Source organism: Hymenobacter psoromatis (genome assembly GCA_001596155.1).
In the GTDB taxonomy this organism is placed as follows: Bacteria; Bacteroidota; Bacteroidia; order Cytophagales; family Hymenobacteraceae; genus Hymenobacter.
In genome coordinates this window covers 2,809,647-2,828,674 of sequence record CP014771.1, presented here as the reverse complement: position 1 = coordinate 2,828,674, position 19,028 = coordinate 2,809,647, and the positions used below count along the sequence as shown (strand labels likewise).

Sequence of the window (19,028 nt, the reverse complement as noted above, 5' to 3'; positions counted from 1 at the left end):
TTGCGTATATACTAGCAAATAAGCGTTCATTTGATTTGTTTGGCTCATTCGGGTTGGTGGTATGAACTATTTGCCCTTGGGGGCTGCCAGTCTTGGCGTGTTGCGCCGAATTAGTTGGCTGGTAAGTCTCAGTTGGCTGATTATCTGGCGGCAAGCTGCTGGCCAGGCCCTACCCCCATCCAAGGAGCTGACCGCGTTGCGGGATGAAATGCAGCAGCTGCTGGCAGCGGATACGAAACAGGATTCGGCTCGGGTAAACCACCTCAATAAGCTGGCTTTAGCCTTACGCATCGAGAGTCCGGTCAAAACATGGCAGCTCTCCGTGCAGGCCTTGCGGCTGGCGCAGCACCTGCACTATGAGCAGGGTAAGCTTAGCTCGTATATTGACTTAAGTTATTCTTACCGGGGTAGGAATCAATATGATTCGGCGCTTTATTGTGCCAAGCAAGCAATAGACCTGGCAGATAAGCTGCAAAACAAGCAGAATATGCTCAGAATATTGTATAATATAGTAAGAATTTATATTTACAAGGGTGATTACAGCCAGGCTTATGCCGCGAATGCCAAAGGCCTGGAGCTGGCAGGGATTTTAAATGAGAAACGATTTAAGGTATTGCATACTATTCAGTTTGGTTTAATAGAGACTGAATTAGGTAATTACGAGCAAGCGCGCAAGTATTTTGACCAGGCATCGGCGCTCGCGCAAGGCAATAGAGACTATGTTAGCCAGGCGCAGGCCTACGGCGGCCTCGGTGACCTCAATCGCCAGCAAGCCCGCTGGAGCCTGGCCGGTTACTATTATACCAAAGCGGCCGCCAGTTATCGCCACGTATATGGGGCAGATGGTTTGCTTGATAATGAGGTCAACATCGCGGAAATGATTGACCGCCAAGGCGACCACCAGACAGCGCTGGCACTGGCAAGAAAGCTGTTTCGGCGAGCTACCGCCCTGCGTATTGACGGAGAAATAGCGCGGACGCAACTGTTGCTGGCGCGCACGTTTTTGGCCACTGACCAGCCAGACAGCGCTCGTTTTTACGGGGCCTCGTGCTTTGTGAAAACCCAGCACGATGGCCTGCGCCCGGAAGGGCACGAAGCCGCTCAGCTACTGGCCCAGGCCAATGCCAAACTGAAAAGCTGGGGCGCGGCCTATCACTATCAACTCATAACCACCGCGCTGGCTGATACCTTAACCGGGGAAGCTACCCGCCGCCGCATAGCGGGCTTGCAGGGCGAGGAAGCTCAAAAACGCCAGCAAATTCGACTACAGCTGCTGCAGCAGCGCGCCGATTTGCAAGCGCAGCAGCAGGAGTTGACGCGCCTGCGCTATCGCCAGCAGCTAACGGCGCTGGCGGGCCTGGGCGCGCTGCTGCTGGCCATGAGCGGAGGAATACTATGGCGCTACCGCCGCCGCGAGCGCCGCCGCCAGGAAGCCCTGCGCACGCGCATCGCGGCCGACCTGCACGATGAAGTGGGCAGCATGCTCACCCAGATTTCCATGCAGAGCACGCTGCTGCGCGAGGGCCACTATGCCCCCGCGCAGCAGCAGGCGTATCTGGAGCAGATGTCGGAGGCCAGCCGCCGGGCCGCCCGCCAGATGAGCGATGCGGTCTGGAGCATCGATGCGCGCTACGACTCAGCGGCCAGCCTGCTCGACCGCCTGCGCGACCATGCCCACGAAGTGCTACCCCCCGCGGGCCTGGAGCTGGACTTCCGGGCCGATACTGCCCTGGCGACGGCTACCGTGCCGCTGGCGACGCGCCAGGCCCTGTACTACATCTACAAAGAAGCGCTGCACAACATCGTGAAGCACGCGCAGGCCCAGCAAGTGTGGGTGCGCCTGCGGCTGCGGGGCCGCCAGCTGGAGCTGGAAGTGCGGGACGACGGCCGGGGCCTGCCCAGCGCCGGCCGGCCCGGTGGCCAGGGCCTCCCCAACATGCGCATGCGCACGGCAGCGGTGGGCGGGACCATCACGTTTGACACCACGGGGCCGGGCACCAGGCTGCTGGTGCGCTTGCCGCTCCGCTAGGGGGGTAGGGGGCGAACGGCTTCTCCTAAAATTCACATCTTCATGCTATAGCGCTGAAAGGCGGGGCCGCCGACCTTTGTACCCGTGATTATCCTCGGCATCATCGAAGACCAGACTGCCATTCGGGAGGCGCTCAGCGAGTACCTCGCCGCGCAGCCCGAGTTTGCGTGTGTGCTAAGTACCGCTTCGCACGAGGAGTTTATGACGCGACTGCCCGATTTGGTCGAGCCACCGACATTGGTTTTGTCAGATATTGGCCTGCCGGGGCGCTCGGGCATCGAAGGGCTAGCCATCCTGCGGCAGGCCTTGCCAACGGTTGAGGTGCTGATGCTCAGCGTTTATACCGATGCCGAGCGCGTGTTCGAAGCGTTGCGGCAGGGTGCCGTGGGCTACCTCGAAAAGACGACGCCCCTACCCCTGCTTAAAGAGCACCTGCTGCAAGTAGCGGCCGGCGGCTCGCCCATGAGCCCCAGCGTGGCCCGGCACGTTACCCGGTATTTTCGGCCGCTGCCATCTCCCGCGGAGGGCCTCACGCCCCGCGAGCAGGACATCGTGCGCGGCATCGAAGACGGCCTGAGCTACAAGCTGATTGCCGACCGCCTCCACGTTAGTCTCGACACGGTGCGCAGCCACATTCGGCAAGTGTACCGCAAGCTGCAAGTCAATTCCAAAGCCGAAATAATGGCCCGGCGGCAGCGCCCGCTCTTGTCCTGGTAGCCCGCCGTTCGCTGCCCTTGCCCGTTGTTTTTACTCGCTCTTCTGCTTTTTTAATCTTCCGCCTTTACTCAATCTTTTGCTTTTCTGAGTTATGAAAACCCCCCTTTTCAGCCCCGCCCCTCCGGTTAGTTCGACCACCACGCCCACTGCCCGGCAGCGGGAAGTTGAGACGGCGTTGCTGGTGCAGGCGCTGTGCGGGCAGTCGCCTGGCCCTGCCGTGCAAGCGCAGCTACAGCGCTACGTGTCCGGGGAGCTGAGCCGGGAGCAGGCTTTTGCCAGCCTCTACGCGGGGCTGCAATAAGCTTGGGGCCTACCCCCTCCACAGCCTGCGAAGCAAGCTGGCTAGTACTGAAACACCCCTGCTACCTCGTGGCAAGGGTGTTTTGTTTGAGACGGGGCCGCCGGGGCCGGGGCGTGGTATTTTTGCGCTTCCATGCGCTACTTCATTCATTTTGCCTACGATGGCACGGCCTACTGCGGCTGGCAGGTGCAGCCCGGCGTGGCCACCGTGCAGGCCACGCTCGACAAAGCCCTAAGCCAGGTACTGCGCCAGCCAGTGCATTCGCTGGGCAGCGGGCGCACCGATTCGGGCGTGCACGCCAGCCATCAGGTAGCGCATTTCGAGGCCGATTTTCCGGCCGAAATGACGTTCGACCTGCTGCGTTATCGCCTCAACCGCGCCCTACCCCCCGATGTGCAGGTGATGCGCATTCACCCGGTGGGCGATAAGGACCACGCCCGCTTTTCGGCCGAGGTGCGCACTTATGAGTACTTTGTGAGCCTGCGGCCCGACCCGTTTCGGCGCGACCAGGCGCTGTACCTCGACTGCGCGCCCGACGTGGCGGCCATGAACGAGGCCGCGGCCTACCTGGTGGGTCAGTTCGATTTCACGGCGTTTTCGAAGGTGAAGGGTAGCGAGAGCCACTACGTATGCTACCTCTACGAGGCGAACTGGCGCGAGGTGCCTAATGGGCTGGTATTCCGTATTCGGGCCAACCGCTTTGTGCGGGGCATGGTGCGGCTGGTAGTGGGCACCTTGCTCGACGTGGGCCGCGGCAAGCTCACGCCGCCGGAGTTTCAGCAGGTGCTGCATCGGCAGCAGCGCGTGGCGGCCAGCGGGGCCGCGCCAGCTAAAGGTTTGTATTTGAGCGAGGTAACGTACGCGTCGGGAATTGTGCCGGATTTGCCCCAACCGCTTTGAGCGCTGCATTCAGTACAAAAAAGCCTGTTTAGTTTCCAGGTCCTTGACTTGTCGGTACAAAACAGTCTATTCGGAGGGGGTAGGGGCGTATCGCGGCAGCAACGAAACCTGCCGACCTTTGTTAGGATACCACTGCTTATGAACCCAACTTCTGCTACCAAAACCGGCCAGGTATTCGACTGGCTGGTGCTTCGCCGCCTGCTGACTTACGTGACGCCTTACCGCGCCACGTTCATTGGGCTCATCGTGCTCACCGTGGCCACGGCGGTGCTGGGCACGGTGCGGCCCGCGCTTATTCAGCGCATGGTGGACGTGGACATCAGCAACAACGACTGGGCCGGCCTCAACCGCTCGACGCTGTGGCTGCTGGGCCTGCTGCTGGTGCACACGCTGGTGAGCTACCTGCAAACCTATTATGGCGGCTGGCTGGGCCAATATATCGTGCGCGATATCCGCACCGACCTGTTTCGGCACCTGCTTAGTCTCAAGCTCAGCTTTTTTGACCGCACGCCCATCGGCGTGCTCGTGACGCGCAACATTTCGGACGTGGAGACGCTGGCCGACGTGTTTAGCGAGGGCCTGGCGGCGATGGTCGGCGACTTGCTGCAAATCGTCTTCCTCATGATTTTTATGTTCTGGACCAACTGGCAGCTGGCGCTCATCAGCCTGTGCGTTATTCCGCCGCTGCTTTTCAGCACCTACGTCTTCAAGGAAAAAGTGAAGGGCAGCTTCCAGGAGGTGCGCAACGCGGTGGCCAAGCTCAATTCCTTCGTGCAGGAGCACCTGACGGGCATGAACGTGGTGCAGATTTTCAATAACGAGGCGCGCGAATACAAGAAATTCAAGGACATCAACCAAGAGCATACCCGCGCCAATATTAAGTCGGTGCTGTATTACAGCATTTACTTTCCGGTGGCCGAGGTGCTGGGCGCGATAGGGGTAGGGCTGCTGGTGTGGTACGCCGCGCAGGGCCAGATTGACGGCAGCATCTCGAAAGGTGAGCTGATTGCCTTTATCATGTATAACGCGCTGTTCTTCCGGCCTATCCGCCAGATTGCCGACCGTTTCAACACCTTGCAGCTGGGCCTGGTGAGCACCGAGCGCCTGCTCAAATTGCTGGATAGCAAGGAGCTGGTTTCCAGCTCGGGCACCCTGGCCGTGCCGCAGCTGCAAGGCGAGGTAGAGTTCGACCACGTGTGGTTTGCTTATAATCAGCAGGATGGCCCGACCGACGACCCCGAGTGGGTGCTGCGCGACATCAGCTTTCACGTGCAGCCGGGCCAGACGGTAGCGTTCGTGGGGGCCACCGGCGCGGGCAAAACCAGCATTATCAATCTGTTGAGCCGCTTCTACGACATTCAACAAGGCCACATTAAGGTCGATGGGCACGACCTGCGCGACTACGACCTGGGCCAGCTGCGCCGCCAGATAGGGGTAGTGCTGCAAGACGTGTTCCTGTTTGCCGGCTCCATCCGCGACAACATCACGCTCGGCAACCGCGACATCAGCGACGCCAAAATCTGGGAAGCCGCGGCCCTGGTGGGTGCCCAGCGCTTTATGGAGCGCCTGCCGGGCAGCCTCGATTACCCGGTGATGGAGCGCGGTGCCACGCTTTCGGTGGGCCAGCGCCAGCTCATCAGCTTTGTGCGGGCGCTGGTGTACGAGCCGCGCGTGATTGTGCTCGACGAGGCCACGTCGTCCGTCGATTCGGAGACGGAGGAGATGATTCAGGGCGCTATCGACAAGCTCATGGAAGGCCGCACGGCACTCGTTATCGCCCACCGCCTCAGCACAATTCAGAAGGCTGACCGCATCATCGTGCTCGACCGCGGCGAAATCAAGGAAACCGGCACCCACGACGAGCTGCTGCGCCTCGGCGGCTACTACGCCCAGCTCTACCGCATGCAATACGCCAGCAGTGAGCAGCTGGCAATGAGTAAGGAGCAGTCGCTCATTGAGGGAAAAACTGACAAGTAGCCCGAAAACTGCTCATCACTCACCCATAATTGCTCTTTATTTCCCGTGCGTTTTTTCCTGCCCCTCGTTTTACTGCTTACTGCCCTGGGCCTGGGCATCTACGCCTACCTGGGCGGACTGCGCACGCCCACGGTGGCCTTCGAAACCACGGCTACCCCCGTGCTGCTGGCCGGCCAGCCCTTCCACGGCAAGGTGAGTGATGCGCGCTTCGGCGAACTGTTTCGGGCGGCCAAGGTCCGGCAGGATGCCAGCCCTACCCCCCCGCCGCTGGCCAACCTCTACTACAACAACCCCGAGTCGGCGCACGACTCCATTCGCGCCTTCGTGGGTATGCTGGTGCCCGACACGGCCGCCGCGCTGCCCGCTAGCTGGCGCTACCGGGTGGTGCCGGCCGGCCGGCGAGCGGTGGTGGCGCGGCTAAGTGGCGTGAGCTTTATGCTGGCTCCTGGCAAGCTCTACGGCGCGGCCGAGCAAGATATTAAGGACCGGAAGCTGATTAAAGAGCCATTCTATCTGGAGCAGTTCGGGCCGAATGAGGCGGACGAGCTATGGGTAGGGGTTAAGTAGCAAGGCGCTGTTGCTGATGTAATTACCAGCCATTGGGCAGGCTGACGCCGATAGTTCCTATCCAGTGCGAGAACCCGTTGGGTCCTCCAAACTCCGAGCTACCCATAAACTGCCGCCGACTAAACTGCGTCGTAAGCCACGGCCCACGCCAGAGCTTAAAAGTCAGGCTCAGACCGGCTTCCAGCAACAGGTGTTCACTCAGGGCAACGCGCAGGGGCTGGGAGTTGGTGATAGTGCCGCCGGTGCTCGTGCGGGTTGTCGTTTGCACCGTGCGGTCGCGGTCAAAGAGACAGGCCGCCCCGTAGCCAATGCCATTGAGCAGTTCGAGGCGGCAAAAGGCTGCGTCGGCCAGCATCAGGCGGGTGCTGGCCTGCAAGCTGTAGAGGCCCACTTCGGGAGCCGTAGCCTGGTAGCCATAATTAGTGGCTATGTTGCGCCGCCCGCTGATGCTGAGCGTGCCGCCAATAGCCAGCCGACGGCTAACCAGCCCACCTACCCCAAAATCGACTCCGAAATAAGTGCGGCCGTCGTCGGCAAAAAGCACGGTTGGGCCCAGCAGGCAATAGGCATGGCGGGCCGGGGTAGGGGGCGGCACTGCCTCAGCCGTTTGCGCCCAGCTAGCGCGCCCGGCCAGCAGAAAAGTCCACAGGAGAAAGACGCGCCGCATAAACCAAACGTAATTCAGTCAACGTGTTAACCGCGTGAATTAAGGGGGGCAGGGCCACTGCCGGCTCCTACTATTCAACGGCGCGGCCGGGCAAGGCACTGAAGACCAAAGGGACATGCCGCCGGGAGCAGTTCGGGCCGAAAAAGGCGGCCGAGCTGCGGGTAAGCGGGAAGTAATTTTTTATCAAAAAGAAAGCCCGGCAGACTGCCGGGCTTTCTTTTTGACAAAAACTACTTACGACCGAAATAGTAAGTGCCGCTAAAAAGCAATTGGCTTAGGCCAAATCCCGCGCCGAACGAAGAGATGGTATCATCATAATCACCGCTAGCGTTATCAGGCTTCACTTTAAGGTGCGTGTAGGCAAGACTACCAATTGATGCTCCTATGCTGAGTTTAGGAATTGGGAGAAATACGATTCCTGGAGTGAGGCCCATGTACGAGCCATCAGTGGTGACATTAATGCCCTGCGCGCCAATACCTGGCTGATAGTCACGCTCATAGCCGCCGCCCAGCGTGCCCACAAAGCCAAATTGCTCCGTTACCATCTTATAGTATTGCACATACGGGCCAACCCGCAGCCTAGTAGTAGGCGTTTGCGTTGTCGTCACGCCCGAATTAGCGTAGCTATTAGCCGCAGTGTAGCTAAAATTCACCCCGAGGGCTAGGTTATTAGCCACGAATAGACCTACGGAAGGAGTTAGTGTTAAGCTATTAACGGTGTATTTATTCGTGTTGCTGATACTGCCGATTTTGGTAGTAATATCTTCGTTGCTCGTAGTATAATTAATGCCACCGCCCACTTGGAGGGTACCGGCATTAATAGCAGTTTGGGCGTAGCTGGTTTGAGCAAGCGCACAGAGGGAAACAAGGGAGAGTAGTTTTTTCATGCAAGTGAAAAGGGAAGAGCTTATGCCTTTACGCGCAAAGGTATATTCTTAGTATGCTGACTGCATAACAAAGCAAAAAAGGCCTTTGCCGCTCGTAAGAGAAGCAAAGGCCTTTTTTGTAGTCGGGGTGGCAGGATTCGAACCTACGACCTCTGCGTTCCGAACACAGCGCGCTACCGGGCTGCGCTACACCCCGAGTACTGGCGGGACCGATGGGGCGGCTCCGCAGCAAAAATCCAAATTCAGCAAAATTGCCTAAAAAAGCCCCGACCCGAAAGTCGGGGGCTTTTTTGTGGGGCAAACTTGCTCCTCGGTCGGAGTGGCAGGATTCGAACCTACGACCTCCAGCACCCCATGCTGGCGCGATACCAGGCTACGCTACACCCCGAGGGCATTTGGAGGTGCAAAGGTAGTGGTAGGGCCGGTATTTTCGCAAGCAAAGCTGGCTTTTTTATGGAGTGGAGGCGAAAAAAAGGATATTCGTGAGTCAAGCCCTTCACTTCTAGCCAGTAAAAAAAATAGGTTAGGGTATTTTGCCAGCGGTAGTATCTTTACCCAACTAAGTCGGTGTCCCATTTTAGTCCAATAACCTTTATGAAACCAATCGTTATACTTGTCAGTGCGCTGCTGCTGGCTCCGCTGGGCCTGCTGGCGCAAAAAGCCCCGGCTGCCAAGCCCAAACTAGCCGCTGCCAAGCCGGCCGCTGCCAAGCCGGCCGCTGCCAGACCTGCTGCCAAGCCCGCCGCTACGGCGGCCAAAGCAGCTGCCACGGCCACGGCCAGCGCTACCAACGCGGTGGCCGACGCGCCGCCCGCCCCCGTGCCGCTGGCACCGGTAACGCCCGCCCCCGACCCCAACGCCTTAAAAATCAGGGCTGAGCAAAATCCTATTGCGCATACTCTCACGGTGCGCTGTGACGCGCCCGGCCCTACTCGCTTCGAAATCAACGACAAGGAAGGCCACCCGGTGCTCACCAAGAACGTGATGGTTGGCACCTCGCCAGTGGTGTTGAGCGTGTCGTCGCTCCCCTCCGGGCCCTACGTGGTGCGCTGCACCGCCGGCGAGAAAAAAGGCATGCGCCTGGTGCAGTTGAGCAACTAGGGTAGTAGCGCGAACTTTTCAGTTCGTGCGCGAGCGCAGCGAGCATCATCGTTCACGCGTCGGGCAGGTTCGCCTGCTCGCTACGCTCACGCACAAACTGGAAAGCTCGTGCTACTCCCATTATCCTAATTACTCATTTACAGCCTCTTCCGTCTGGAGCTGGCGCTCGTAGAGGGCGCGGTAGAGGCCGTCGGCCTCGGCCATGAGCGTGGCGTGGGGACCGTGCTGCACAATCTGACCGTCGTCGATGACCAGGATTTCGTCGGCCAGCTTCACCGAGCTTACGCGGTGTGAGATGATGAGGCTGGTGCGGTTTTTCATCACCCGCTGCAAGCTGTCGAGGATGGCATTCTCGGTTTTGGTATCGACAGCCGAGAGTGAGTCGTCGAGAATCAGGATTTTGGGCTCCTTCACCAAGGCGCGGGCCATGCTCACGCGCTGCTTCTGGCCGCCCGAAAGGGTGATGCCACGCTCGCCCACTTTGGTGTCGAAGCCTTCGGGGAAGTGGATAATATTGTCGTACACGTCGGCGTCGCGGGCGGCCTGGGCCATGCGCGCCTCATCGGGCTGGTTGAGGCCGAAGTTGATGTTGTTGCGAATGCTGTCCGAAAACAGGAACACGTCCTGCGGCACGTAGCCGATTTGCTCGCGCAGCGAGGTCAGCGCGTAGTCGCGCACGTCCACGCCATCGACGCGGATGGTGCCGCTGCTCACGTCGTAGAGCCGGCACAGCAGCGCCGCAATGGTGCTCTTGCCCGAGCCCGTGTTGCCAATAACGGCCAGCGTCTGGCCCGGCCGGATGCGGAAGCTCACGTCGCGCAGCGCCTTAATGCCGGTGTCGGGGTAGGTGAACGTAACGTGGTCAAAGACAATGTCGCCGATGATTTCCCGCTCCACGTTTTGGCGCGAAACGATGTCCGTTTTCTCGTCCAGAAACTCGTTGATGCGGGCCTGCGACGCCTCGGCGCGCTGCACCAGCGAGGAGGTCCAACCCAAGGCCGTCACGGGCCAGGTTAGCAGGTTTACATAGATAATAAACTCAGCGATGCTGCCCGTGGTGATGGTGCCGCGGATGACTTCCTGGCCGCCAATCCAGACCGTGACGATGGTGCTGATGCCCACCAGAAATAGAATGAGCGGAAAGAACAGCGAGTTCACGAAGTTCAGGCTCAAGGACTTGTCTTTGTACTCGTTGGTCGAAACCTGAAACTGCTCGGCTGAATCTTCCTGGCGCACGAACGACTTGAGCACCCGAATGCCCGAAAATGCCTCCTGCGTGAAGGTCGTCATAGCCGCCAGCGCCCGCTGAATATCATCCGACTTCTTCTCAATCAGGTTGTTAACGTAGAAAATAGCGACCGACAGCACTGGCAGGGGTAGGAGCGTGAGCACCGTCAGCTTCACATTGACCAGCAGCATGAGCGGCACCACCAGCACGAACAGCACGACGAGCTGCAAAAAATACATAATGCCCGGCCCCAGATACATGCGCACGCGGCCCACGTCTTCAGAGATACGCGACATGAGGTCGCCGGTGCTGTGGCGGCGGTAGAAGCTGAGCGGCAGCGACTGGTAGTGCTGGTAAATCTGGTTTTTCTGGTCGTTTTCGATGAGCCGCGACATCACGATGAGCGTCTGGCGCATAAAAAACAAGAAAATGCCCCGCAGCAGCGCCAGCGCGATAATGACCATGCCATAAAAGAGCACGTTGCGCCCAAACAGCTGGTACACCCCCGCCTGCGCCTGCGTGCCGGCATACAAGTGGTAGAGGTCAACGCCCTCGTTGACCAAATCGAAGGAGTAGCGCACCAGCTGGGCCGGAAAAATGGTCAGCAGCGTGCTCAGAACCACGAATAGCACCCCGCCGAGGAAACGCCATTTATAGTGAAAAATATGCGGATTGACGGCAGCGAGCGAGCGGGTTGGCATGGGCAGGAGGGGGGTAGGGGCCGGAAAACCGGGCCGCAACCGGAAAAAATCGGGTACTTTTGTAGCCGTAACGGCGTTCGGGCCGGCCACCGGCACCTTAACAAAGTTACACCCCACTCTTCCCACCCATTCCCACCCATTTTTCCTTTTTAACCCTATGGTACTCGACGCGCCAACCCAGGCCCCTGCCTCTATTTTTGAGCAGGTAGCCGAATTTCAGCACGAGCAAGTGGTGTACTGCCACGACCACGAAACTGGCCTCAAGGCCATTATCGGCATCCACAATACCGTCCTCGGGCCGGCATTGGGGGGCACCCGCATGTGGCATTATGCCACCGAGGCCGAGGCCCTGCACGACGTGCTGCGCCTGAGCCGCGGCATGACCTACAAGGCCGCCATCTCGGGCCTGAACCTGGGCGGCGGCAAGGCCGTGATTATCGGCGACGTGAAGAAGCTCAAGAACGAGGCGCTGCTGCGCAAGTTCGGCCGCTTCGTTAACAACCTGAATGGCAAGTACATCACTGCCGAAGATGTGAACATGACCACCAAGGACATGGAGTACATCCGCATGGAAACCAAGCACGTGGCCGGCTTGCCCGAAAGCATGGGGGGTAGCGGCGACCCGTCGCCGGTGACCGCCTACGGCACCTACATGGGCATGAAGGCCGCCGCCAAAAAAGCCTTCGGCTCGGACAGCCTCGCCGGCAAGCGCATTGCCGTGCAGGGGGTAGGGTACGTGGGTACTTATCTGCTCGAATATTTGCAGAAAGAAGGTGCCCAGCTGGTGCTCACCGACTACTATGAGGAGCGCGCCTACGAGGCGGCCAGCCGCTTTGGCGCGCAGGCCGTGGGCATGGACGAAATCTATGACCAGGACGTGGACATCTACTCGCCCTGCGCGCTGGGCGCCACTATCAACGACGACACCATTGGCCGGCTCAAGTGCCGCGTCATCGCGGGCTGCGCCAACAATCAGCTGGAACGCGAGAACGAGCACGGCCCCGAGCTGGTGCGCCGCGGCATCGTGTACGCGCCTGATTTTCTGATAAATGCCGGCGGCCTCATCAACGTGTACTCCGAAATAGTGGGGAGCAGCCGCCAGGGCGCGCTGGCCCAAACCGAAAGAATCTACGACTACACCCTGCAAGTGCTCGACAAAGCTGAGCAGGAAAACAGCCACCCCCAGGCGGCTGCCATTCGCCAGGCCCAGGAGCGCATCGAAGCCGTGGGCCGGGTAAAATCTACTTCTTAAGTAAGAACGTCATGCTGAGCTTGTCGAAGCATCTCGCGTGCAGCAGTAATTCAAATCGCTAGCGGTTACTGCTCAACGAGGCGAGCGAGATGCTTCGGCAAGCTCAGCATGACGTTCTTTATTGACTACTGAAACCTACCCAACAACATGCTAAACCGCCGTCTTCTTCGCATCAAAGTCATGCAGGCCCTTTATGCCTACCAGCAAGCGGTAGCCGCCGATTTGCTGCTGGCCCAGGACCGCATCGCGGCGGCTTTTGAGCCCAACCTCGCGGCCGACAAGGTTCCCGACCGCCGCCTGCTCGAAGGCCAGCGCAAGCTGGGCGAAGCGCAGCTGCGCGAGTGGCACCGCACCGGCGAAATGCCCGAGTCGGGCTCTGATGATAAGGAGGTTGCCGCCGCCGTGCAGGGCGCCGTGGAGTATTACCAAAAGCAGGTGCAGAAGGAAGGCACCTTCTACGGCGGGCAGCTGCTGCACGGTGCCGAGAGCATTCACGACCAGTATTTGCACCTGCTGAACCTGCCGCAAGCGCTGCTTCAGCTGATTACGGAGGACAATGAGCGCGAGGCCCGGCGCTTTACCGGCCCGCGCTTCGAGGCTGAGGGCACGGCCCGGTTGTTTGGGAACGCGGCTTTCGGGAAGCTGCGCGAAAACGAGCAGCTGCTGCAAACCACCATCAAGCGCAAGCTGCAATGGACCGATGCCGAGGAGCTGGACGCCCTGCGCGAGGCCTGGCAGAAAGAGATGAAGCCCGACGAAACCGTGCAAGCCTACCTGGCCGGCAAAAACACGGGCCTGGTCGAAACCGACTACGAAACCGATATGGAGCTGGTGCGCCACCTCTACAAAGACTTCGTATTCAGGGGCGAAGCCCTACCCCGCTACCTGGAGGGCGACGACCTGAACTGGGAAGAAAACCGCCCCATTGTGCGCAACCTGGTACTGAAGACGCTGAAAATGCTGCCCTACCCCGCCGACTCAACGCAGGAGCTGATGAACCTGAGCGCCAACTGGCAGGACGACCGCGACTTTGCCGAAACGCTCTATAAGCAGACCCTGGCCGACGATGCGAAGTCGGAAAAGCTCATCGCCGACTCGACGCCCAATTGGGATGTGGAGCGGGTAGCTTTGCTGGATAAAATCATTCTGAAGATGGCGCTTTGTGAGATGCAGCTTTTTCGGGGCATCCCGGTGAAGGTGACCATCAACGAGTACATCGAAATCAGCAAACTATACAGCACCCCCAAGAGCAAACAATTCGTAAACGGCGTGCTGGATAAGCTGGCCCAGGACCTGGCGGCGAGCGGCGACATCCGCAAGTCGGGCCGGGGCCTGCTTGATAACCAGTAAGTAATGGTCGGTGCGCACGGATTGCCGGCGCGCCGCGTTACCCGGTAACTCCTGTTTACCTGGTAATCACGGACCATTTATCTTTCATTCTCCATCTTTAATTCTTAAAAAGAATGGCTAGCAAAACCACCACCGGCCTGCTGTGCTTCACGGGTGGCGCCCTTGCCGGGGCCGCCATCAGCCTGCTCTACGCGCCCGAAACCGGCCGCGAAACTCGTTCCTGGCTCAGCTACCAGCTGGAGAAGTACCGCTCGGTGCTCGCCGACCTCACCGAAAGCCTGGTTACGAGCCGCGACAACACCCCGTCGTCGGCCAAGAGCGAGGGCCAGCGCGTGATTCAGGATGCCAAGAGCAAGGCCGAGCAGCTGCTCGGCGACGTTGACCAGCTCATCAGCCAGATTAACTCGCGCCGCGCGCTGTAAGTCCCTGGGTCCTGGTTTCTGGTTGTTGTTTAAGCTAGTAATCGGGAACCAGGAACCAGAAACTTTCAAACCTTAGAAAAGAATGCATCTTGTAACCCTTATTCCCGGCGACGGTATTGGCCCGGAAATCACCCGCGCCGTCGTGGATATTTTCACGGCGGCCCAAGTGCCCGTGCAGTGGGACTCGCACAACGCCGGCGAAACGGCCCTGGCCGAAAGCGGCCAGCTGCTGCCCCAGGCGCTGTTCGACTCGCTGGAGCGCACCCGCGTGGGCCTGAAAGGACCCGTGACGACGCCGATTGGCAAGGGGTTTCGGAGCGTGAATATTACGCTGCGCCAGAAGTACGACCTCTACCAGAACGTGCGCCCGGCCAAAACCACCGCAGGTGTTACTACCCCCTTCAACGGCATTGACCTGGTGCTGTTTCGCGAAAATACTGAGGGGCTATACGCGGGCCTCGAAATCTGGGATGAGCGCCTGGGTATCGCTGATTCCATCAGCCGCATCACGGTGGTGGGCTGCCGCAAAATCTGCCGCGCGGCCTTTGCCTACGCCGCCAAGCACGGGCGCAAGCATGTGACGATGGCCCACAAGGGCAACATTTTGAAGAATGCCGGCAAGCTGATGCTCGATGCCTGCCTGGAAGCCGCCGCCGAGTTTCCGGAGGTCACGTTCTACGACGACCGCATCATCGATAACATGTGTATGCAGCTGGTTAGCAAGCCGCAGCAGTTCGACGTGATTGTGACGACCAACCTGTTTGGCGACATCCTGTCGGACCTGTGCGCTGGCCTGGTGGGCGGCCTGGGGGTAGTGAGCGGTGCGAATATCGGCGACGACATGGCCATTTTTGAGGCCGTGCACGGCTCGGCCCCCGACATCGCGGGCCAGGGCAAAGCCAACCCCACCGCCCTGTTGCGCTCGGCCCTGATGATGCTGGAGCACCTGGGCGAGAAGGACTACGCCACCCGCATCGAAACCGCGCTCAACGCGACGCTGCTGCACAAAGAGCAGTGCACCGGCGACCTGGGCGGCAAAGCCTCGACCACCGAGTTTGCCCAGCACATTATCGACAAGCTGAAATAAAGATTTTAACCAAACCCCGCGCGGCGGCCCCTTCGGGGCGCGGCGCGGGCCGAGTATATGCTGCGTTCTACTCTCTCCTCTTTGGCCGTGGCCGCCCTGCTGCTGGGCGGTTGCAGCTATGATAAACCCACCGATGCCGGCACCAAGGGCATGAATGCCGCCGCCGATGACGCGGCCGCCGATGCCAAAGCCAACCCGACCATCGACAACCCCAACGTGGCCAGCGACACGGAGGCACCCAACCCCAACGCGCCGGTGATGACTTTTGCCGAAAGCCAATTCGACTTCGGTGATATTCAGCCCGATGGCAAGGTGCATCACACCTTCAAGTTTACCAACACGGGCAAGTCGCCGCTGCTCATTGCCGATGCCACGGCCAGCTGCGGCTGCACTACCCCCAGCTGGACCAAGGACGCTATTGCGCCTGGTGCCGCCGGCGAGCTGGAAGTGCAGTTTGACAGCCGCGGCAAGCAGGGCCTCATCAGCAAGCAGGTGAACGTGCGGGCCAACACGCAGCCCAGCACAACCACGATTTATATCAAAGGCAACGTGCTGACGAAATAAGCCGGGAGCCATACATTTACCGGATTCCCGCTTTCAGCGCATCTCCTTATTTTTTATCCATGACCTTTTTGACCCTTTTGCTGCAAGCCCCAGTCGGTGGCAATATCATGCAGTTTGTCTTTCCGGTGGCCATTGGCCTGGTGCTGTATTTCTTCATGATTCGGCCGCAGCAGCGCAAAACGGCTGATGCCAAGACGTTCCGCGAGTCGCTGGTGAAAGGCACCCGCGTGGTTACTATCGGCGGCCTGCACGGCCTGCTGGTGGAGGTAGGCCCCGAAACCGTGCTGCTCGAAGTAGAGCGCGGCCAGCGTATGCGCTTCGACCGCAGCGCCGTGGCCCGCATCGCCGGCTCGCCTACCCCCGCCACCACCGACAGCCCCGCCACCAACGCCTAGCATGAAGCCCGCGCCGCCCCCGGCCGGCAGCGGCCACGGCCCGCTGGTGCAGGTGCTGCGCCGGCTGCTGCGCCCGCTGGCCGAGAAAGAACCGCATTTCTACCGCGTGGTTTTTGCCTGTTTCCTGATTGCTAGCACGTTGTGGATGCTGCGCTCGCTCAACAAAAGCTACGTGGCGCCCCTCAACTACCCGGTGAGCTGGCACTACAACGCCCGGCGCTACCACCCCAGCCGCGCCCTACCCCCCACCGTAGCCGTGGAAGTAGGTGGCAACGGCTGGCGCTTGTTGAGTCGCGCCCTGGGCATGCACCTGCCGCCCGCCGAGGTGCGCCTGCGGCTGCCCGGCACGCCGCCCTTTCGCTCGCCGCTGCGGCCCCCGCTGCGCCGCGCCCTGGGCACTGTGCGCCTGGTGACCCTGCCCGCCGACTCGGCCAGCTACTACCTGGTGCCGGGCGGCGATTCGGTGGGGGGAGTTATGAATTAAAAATTATGAATTATGAATTAAAAATTATGAATGGAAATTGCTCAAGGGCATTCTTCGAACGAGTAATTTGCCGGACGTAATTCATAATTTTTAATTCATAATTAGAAATCCCATGAAACGCATCGGCATCACCGGCGGAATTGGCTCGGGCAAGAGCGTGGTGGCGCGGGTGTTTGCTGCGTTGGGCGTGCCGGTGTATGACTCCGATAGCCGCGCCAAGTGGGTGATGGCCCACGACCCGGTGCTGCGCGAGCAGCTGCAAGCCGCCTTCGGGGCCGAAACCTACGATGCCGCCGGGCAGCTCAACCGGCCCTATCTGGCGCAGGTCGCTTTTAATGATGCTGCCCAGCTGGCGCGGCTCAATGGCCTGGTGCATCCGCGCGTGGGGGCCGACTACGCGGCCTGGGCCACGGCGCAGGCCGCGGCGGGCTACCCCTACTGCCTCAAGGAAGCCGCGCTGCTCTACGAATCGGGCGCATATCGGGGGCTCGATGCCATTATTACCGTTTTCGCGCCGGCCGCCGTGCGCACGGCGCGGGTGCTGCGCCGCGACGCCCACCGCTCGGCCGCTGAGGTGCAGGCCATTATGGGCAAGCAGCTGAGCGAGGAGGAAAAGCTGGCGCGCGCTGAATACGTGGTGTATAACGACGACTCGCAGCTGGTGCTACCCCAGGTGCTGACGCTGGATTTGGAGTTTAGAATTGAAGTGCGCGGGCAACAGTAACTAGTTATCAAAAGAACGTCATTCCGAGCTTGCCGAGAAATCTCGCTCGCATCGTTGGCTATCGTTCAATGACGCGAGTGAGATTCCTCAGCAAGCTCGGAATGACGTTCTTTTTATTCGGTTACTTTTAATGGACTACTCAGATTCAGAGCAAGGAACGACGAACTACTGCTCAGCTGACTCTTCAAGCCAAATTCTCTACCCCCTCTTTCACCGAATGATGGGGTAGCGCTCGAAGGGGCGGTCCACAAACAGCTTGCGGTAGGTGGCGTGGGTTTTCACGATTTTGGCCCCGATGCTGCGCGTGGTTACCAGCATGCGGGGGTTGAAATCGCCAATCCAGTTCATCTCAATGTCCTGGTAGCCAACCTTTATAAACCTATCCTGGGTCCAGGTAATGAGGGCGAGGTCAACGCCGGTGCCCTGAAACTCAGGCACGACGCCGTAAATAATGCCCAGCAGCTTTTTGTCGGTTCGCCGCATGTAGCGCCAACGTGCCCACACAAAGCGCAGCTTGCCGATGAGGTTGAGGCGGTGGCCAATGTGCTTGAAAATCTGGTTGAGCTCGGGCAGGTTGAGGAAAAATGCCACCGGCTCGTCGTCGTGGTAGGCAAAGGCCAGGATGTTTTCATCGAGCACCGGCATCATCTCCCGCACCAAGTGGCGGGCCTGGTCGAGGGTCATAGGCTTCACGCCCGCGTGGCGGCCCCAGGCCAGGTTATAGATGTGGTGAAAATCAAGAGCCATCTTCTCCGGCTCGGCCTTGCGCGCGTGGGCGAAGCGAAAGTGGCTGTCGGCCGAAAAATTGGCCAGCTTTTTATGAAAGCTGGGGTGCAGCAGCATATTCACCGGCCGGTAGCAAGTATACTGCTTGAAGTAGAGCTGAAAGCCGTAGTTTTCAAATAAATGCTGGTAATAAGCTGGATGCCAGAACATCCCGTAGTTGGGTTCGCGGTCGAAGCCATCGATGAGCACGCCCCAGAACCGGTCGCGGTCGCCGAAATTGATGGGGCCATCCACGGCCAGCATGCCGCGGGCTTTCAGCCATTTGCAGGCCACGTCAAACAGCTCGTTGGCCGCCGCCTGGTCGTTAGTGCCCTCAAAAAAGCCCAGGCCGCCGGTGGGCAGCGTGGGGTCGGTGGCGGTGGCGGTGAGCGGGTTGACGAAGGCCGCGATGCGGCCGGTTACTACCCCCTGCGCATCGGTGAGCAGCCAGCGCCGGGCCTCGCCGCCGGCCGCGAACAGCTGGTTTTTGGCGGGGTCAAACACGGCATCTACCTCATTATCGAGCGGGCCGATGTAGGCGGGCTCGTGGCGATGCAGGCGGTGGGGTAGGGCGCAAAATTGCCGCTGCTGGCGGCGGGTAACTACTTCGAGCAAGGGCATGGGGCAAAGGTACGGGCCGCCCGGCGGGCCATGCTCCCTTGCCCGAAGCCCCCGGCAGGTGCCCCGCAACCTCCCCGCGTGGCCTGCGTTAAGGACCCGGCTCCAACGGCCTACCCCCATGAAACGCTTCGACATCATCGCGCGCCAGGAGCGTATCGTGCATATCCTGCTGGTGGTGAGCGCTGCCATTGGCCTCACCTGGGTAATATGGCGCCACCAATACCTGGCGGCCCACGACCCGATGGCCGCCCCCACCCACGCCGTGCCGGCTCGCTAAAGCTGAGTAGTC

At 60.0% G+C, this 19,028-nt stretch carries 19 protein-coding genes and 2 tRNA genes; 15 read left to right on the top strand and 6 right to left on the bottom strand.

The window, feature by feature from the left end:
• Positions 1-61 precede the first annotated feature (61 nt).
• The 6 genes from A0257_11940 (at position 62) to A0257_11915 (ending at position 6,491) form a co-directional block, all read left to right on the top strand.
• Positions 62-2,029 (top strand): hypothetical protein, encoded by a 1,968-nt coding sequence (locus tag A0257_11940; protein AMR27736.1) that lies wholly within the window; start codon positions 62-64, stop codon positions 2,027-2,029.
• An 84-nt stretch (positions 2,030-2,113) separates the two neighbouring features.
• A complete protein-coding gene (locus A0257_11935; GenBank protein AMR27735.1) occupies positions 2,114-2,746 on the top strand; it encodes a hypothetical protein in 633 nt (210 codons plus the stop codon).
• A gap of 91 nt (positions 2,747-2,837) precedes the next feature.
• Positions 2,838-3,047, top strand: coding sequence for a hypothetical protein (locus A0257_11930; GenBank protein AMR27734.1), 210 nt, complete (start codon positions 2,838-2,840; stop codon positions 3,045-3,047).
• A gap of 132 nt (positions 3,048-3,179) precedes the next feature.
• Positions 3,180-3,947, top strand: a complete 768-nt coding sequence (locus A0257_11925) for a tRNA pseudouridine(38,39,40) synthase TruA (GenBank protein ID AMR27733.1) — start codon at positions 3,180-3,182, stop codon at positions 3,945-3,947.
• Between the two features lie 138 nt (positions 3,948-4,085).
• Positions 4,086-5,924 (top strand): antibiotic ABC transporter ATP-binding protein, encoded by a 1,839-nt coding sequence (locus A0257_11920; GenBank protein AMR27732.1) that lies wholly within the window; start codon positions 4,086-4,088, stop codon positions 5,922-5,924.
• Positions 5,925-5,969: 45 nt separating this feature from the next.
• Positions 5,970-6,491, top strand: a complete 522-nt coding sequence (locus A0257_11915; protein ID AMR27731.1) for a hypothetical protein — start codon at positions 5,970-5,972, stop codon at positions 6,489-6,491.
• 22 nt (positions 6,492-6,513) lie between these two features.
• Here A0257_11915 and A0257_11910 read toward each other — a convergent pair whose 3' ends face one another.
• The 4 genes from A0257_11910 to A0257_11895 all read right to left on the bottom strand — a co-directional run bounded on the left by A0257_11910 (position 6,514) and on the right by A0257_11895 (position 8,433).
• The gene (locus tag A0257_11910) at positions 6,514-7,158 is read right to left on the bottom strand and encodes a hypothetical protein (protein ID AMR27730.1); all 645 of its coding nucleotides are present in this window, start codon (positions 7,156-7,158) and stop codon (positions 6,514-6,516) included.
• Positions 7,159-7,388: 230 nt separating this feature from the next.
• Positions 7,389-8,045 carry a hypothetical protein gene (locus tag A0257_11905; protein ID AMR27729.1) on the bottom strand — a complete coding sequence of 219 codons (657 nt, stop codon included), beginning with the start codon at positions 8,043-8,045 and terminating at the stop codon, positions 7,389-7,391.
• A gap of 119 nt (positions 8,046-8,164) precedes the next feature.
• Positions 8,165-8,241 (bottom strand) — tRNA-Pro (locus tag A0257_11900).
• Positions 8,242-8,356: 115 nt separating this feature from the next.
• Positions 8,357-8,433 (bottom strand) — tRNA-Pro (locus A0257_11895).
• Between the two features lie 206 nt (positions 8,434-8,639).
• Here A0257_11895 and A0257_11890 point away from each other — a divergent pair.
• Positions 8,640-9,146 carry a hypothetical protein gene (locus A0257_11890; GenBank protein AMR27728.1) on the top strand — a complete coding sequence of 169 codons (507 nt, stop codon included), beginning with the start codon at positions 8,640-8,642 and terminating at the stop codon, positions 9,144-9,146.
• A 129-nt stretch (positions 9,147-9,275) separates the two neighbouring features.
• Here A0257_11890 and A0257_11885 read toward each other — a convergent pair whose 3' ends face one another.
• The gene (locus tag A0257_11885) at positions 9,276-11,075 is read right to left on the bottom strand and encodes an ABC transporter (GenBank protein AMR29733.1); all 1,800 of its coding nucleotides are present in this window, start codon (positions 11,073-11,075) and stop codon (positions 9,276-9,278) included.
• A gap of 157 nt (positions 11,076-11,232) precedes the next feature.
• Between A0257_11885 and A0257_11880 the strand changes: the two genes are divergently transcribed.
• From A0257_11880 to A0257_11845, 8 genes are all read left to right on the top strand, one after another.
• On the top strand, positions 11,233-12,327 hold the full coding sequence (locus A0257_11880; GenBank protein ID AMR27727.1) for a leucine dehydrogenase: 1,095 nt from the start codon (positions 11,233-11,235) through the stop codon (positions 12,325-12,327).
• 147 nt (positions 12,328-12,474) lie between these two features.
• A complete protein-coding gene (locus tag A0257_11875; protein ID AMR27726.1) occupies positions 12,475-13,677 on the top strand; it encodes a transcription antitermination factor NusB in 1,203 nt (400 codons plus the stop codon).
• A 113-nt stretch (positions 13,678-13,790) separates the two neighbouring features.
• Positions 13,791-14,099 (top strand): gas vesicle protein, encoded by a 309-nt coding sequence (locus A0257_11870; protein ID AMR27725.1) that lies wholly within the window; start codon positions 13,791-13,793, stop codon positions 14,097-14,099.
• An 82-nt stretch (positions 14,100-14,181) separates the two neighbouring features.
• Positions 14,182-15,186 carry an isocitrate dehydrogenase gene (locus tag A0257_11865; GenBank protein ID AMR27724.1) on the top strand — a complete coding sequence of 335 codons (1,005 nt, stop codon included), beginning with the start codon at positions 14,182-14,184 and terminating at the stop codon, positions 15,184-15,186.
• A gap of 81 nt (positions 15,187-15,267) precedes the next feature.
• Positions 15,268-15,750: a hypothetical protein gene (locus A0257_11860; GenBank protein ID AMR27723.1), complete on the top strand. Its 483-nt coding sequence runs from the start codon at positions 15,268-15,270 to the stop codon at positions 15,748-15,750.
• A gap of 59 nt (positions 15,751-15,809) precedes the next feature.
• Positions 15,810-16,145 (top strand): hypothetical protein, encoded by a 336-nt coding sequence (locus A0257_11855; protein AMR27722.1) that lies wholly within the window; start codon positions 15,810-15,812, stop codon positions 16,143-16,145.
• A gap of 1 nt (position 16,146) precedes the next feature.
• Positions 16,147-16,629 carry a hypothetical protein gene (locus tag A0257_11850; GenBank protein AMR27721.1) on the top strand — a complete coding sequence of 161 codons (483 nt, stop codon included), beginning with the start codon at positions 16,147-16,149 and terminating at the stop codon, positions 16,627-16,629.
• A 112-nt stretch (positions 16,630-16,741) separates the two neighbouring features.
• Positions 16,742-17,353 (top strand): dephospho-CoA kinase, encoded by a 612-nt coding sequence (locus A0257_11845; protein ID AMR27720.1) that lies wholly within the window; start codon positions 16,742-16,744, stop codon positions 17,351-17,353.
• A 210-nt stretch (positions 17,354-17,563) separates the two neighbouring features.
• Here A0257_11845 and A0257_11840 read toward each other — a convergent pair whose 3' ends face one another.
• The gene (locus tag A0257_11840; GenBank protein ID AMR27719.1) at positions 17,564-18,739 is read right to left on the bottom strand and encodes a hypothetical protein; all 1,176 of its coding nucleotides are present in this window, start codon (positions 18,737-18,739) and stop codon (positions 17,564-17,566) included.
• Positions 18,740-19,028 lie beyond the last annotated feature (289 nt).

Bases quoted from the DNA above. Each gene is read 5' to 3' on its own strand.
- A0257_11940 (AMR27736.1), top strand. From the start codon at position 62: ATGAACTATTTGCCCTTGGGGGCTGCCAGTCTTGGCGTGTTGCGCCGA.
- A0257_11930 (AMR27734.1), top strand. From the start codon at position 2,838: ATGAAAACCCCCCTTTTCAGCCCCGCCCCTCCGGTTAGTTCGACCACC.
- A0257_11925 (AMR27733.1), top strand. From the start codon at position 3,180: ATGCGCTACTTCATTCATTTTGCCTACGATGGCACGGCCTACTGCGGC.
- A0257_11920 (AMR27732.1), top strand. From the start codon at position 4,086: ATGAACCCAACTTCTGCTACCAAAACCGGCCAGGTATTCGACTGGCTG.
- A0257_11910 (AMR27730.1), bottom strand. From the start codon at position 7,158: ATGCGGCGCGTCTTTCTCCTGTGGACTTTTCTGCTGGCCGGGCGCGCT.
- A0257_11905 (AMR27729.1), bottom strand. From the start codon at position 8,045: ATGAAAAAACTACTCTCCCTTGTTTCCCTCTGTGCGCTTGCTCAAACC.
- A0257_11890 (AMR27728.1), top strand. From the start codon at position 8,640: ATGAAACCAATCGTTATACTTGTCAGTGCGCTGCTGCTGGCTCCGCTG.
- A0257_11885 (AMR29733.1), bottom strand. From the start codon at position 11,075: ATGCCAACCCGCTCGCTCGCTGCCGTCAATCCGCATATTTTTCACTAT.
- A0257_11880 (AMR27727.1), top strand. From the start codon at position 11,233: ATGGTACTCGACGCGCCAACCCAGGCCCCTGCCTCTATTTTTGAGCAG.
- A0257_11875 (AMR27726.1), top strand. From the start codon at position 12,475: ATGCTAAACCGCCGTCTTCTTCGCATCAAAGTCATGCAGGCCCTTTAT.
- A0257_11870 (AMR27725.1), top strand. From the start codon at position 13,791: ATGGCTAGCAAAACCACCACCGGCCTGCTGTGCTTCACGGGTGGCGCC.
- A0257_11865 (AMR27724.1), top strand. From the start codon at position 14,182: ATGCATCTTGTAACCCTTATTCCCGGCGACGGTATTGGCCCGGAAATC.
- A0257_11855 (AMR27722.1), top strand. From the start codon at position 15,810: ATGACCTTTTTGACCCTTTTGCTGCAAGCCCCAGTCGGTGGCAATATC.
- A0257_11850 (AMR27721.1), top strand. From the start codon at position 16,147: ATGAAGCCCGCGCCGCCCCCGGCCGGCAGCGGCCACGGCCCGCTGGTG.
- A0257_11845 (AMR27720.1), top strand. From the start codon at position 16,742: ATGAAACGCATCGGCATCACCGGCGGAATTGGCTCGGGCAAGAGCGTG.
- A0257_11840 (AMR27719.1), bottom strand. From the start codon at position 18,739: ATGCCCTTGCTCGAAGTAGTTACCCGCCGCCAGCAGCGGCAATTTTGC.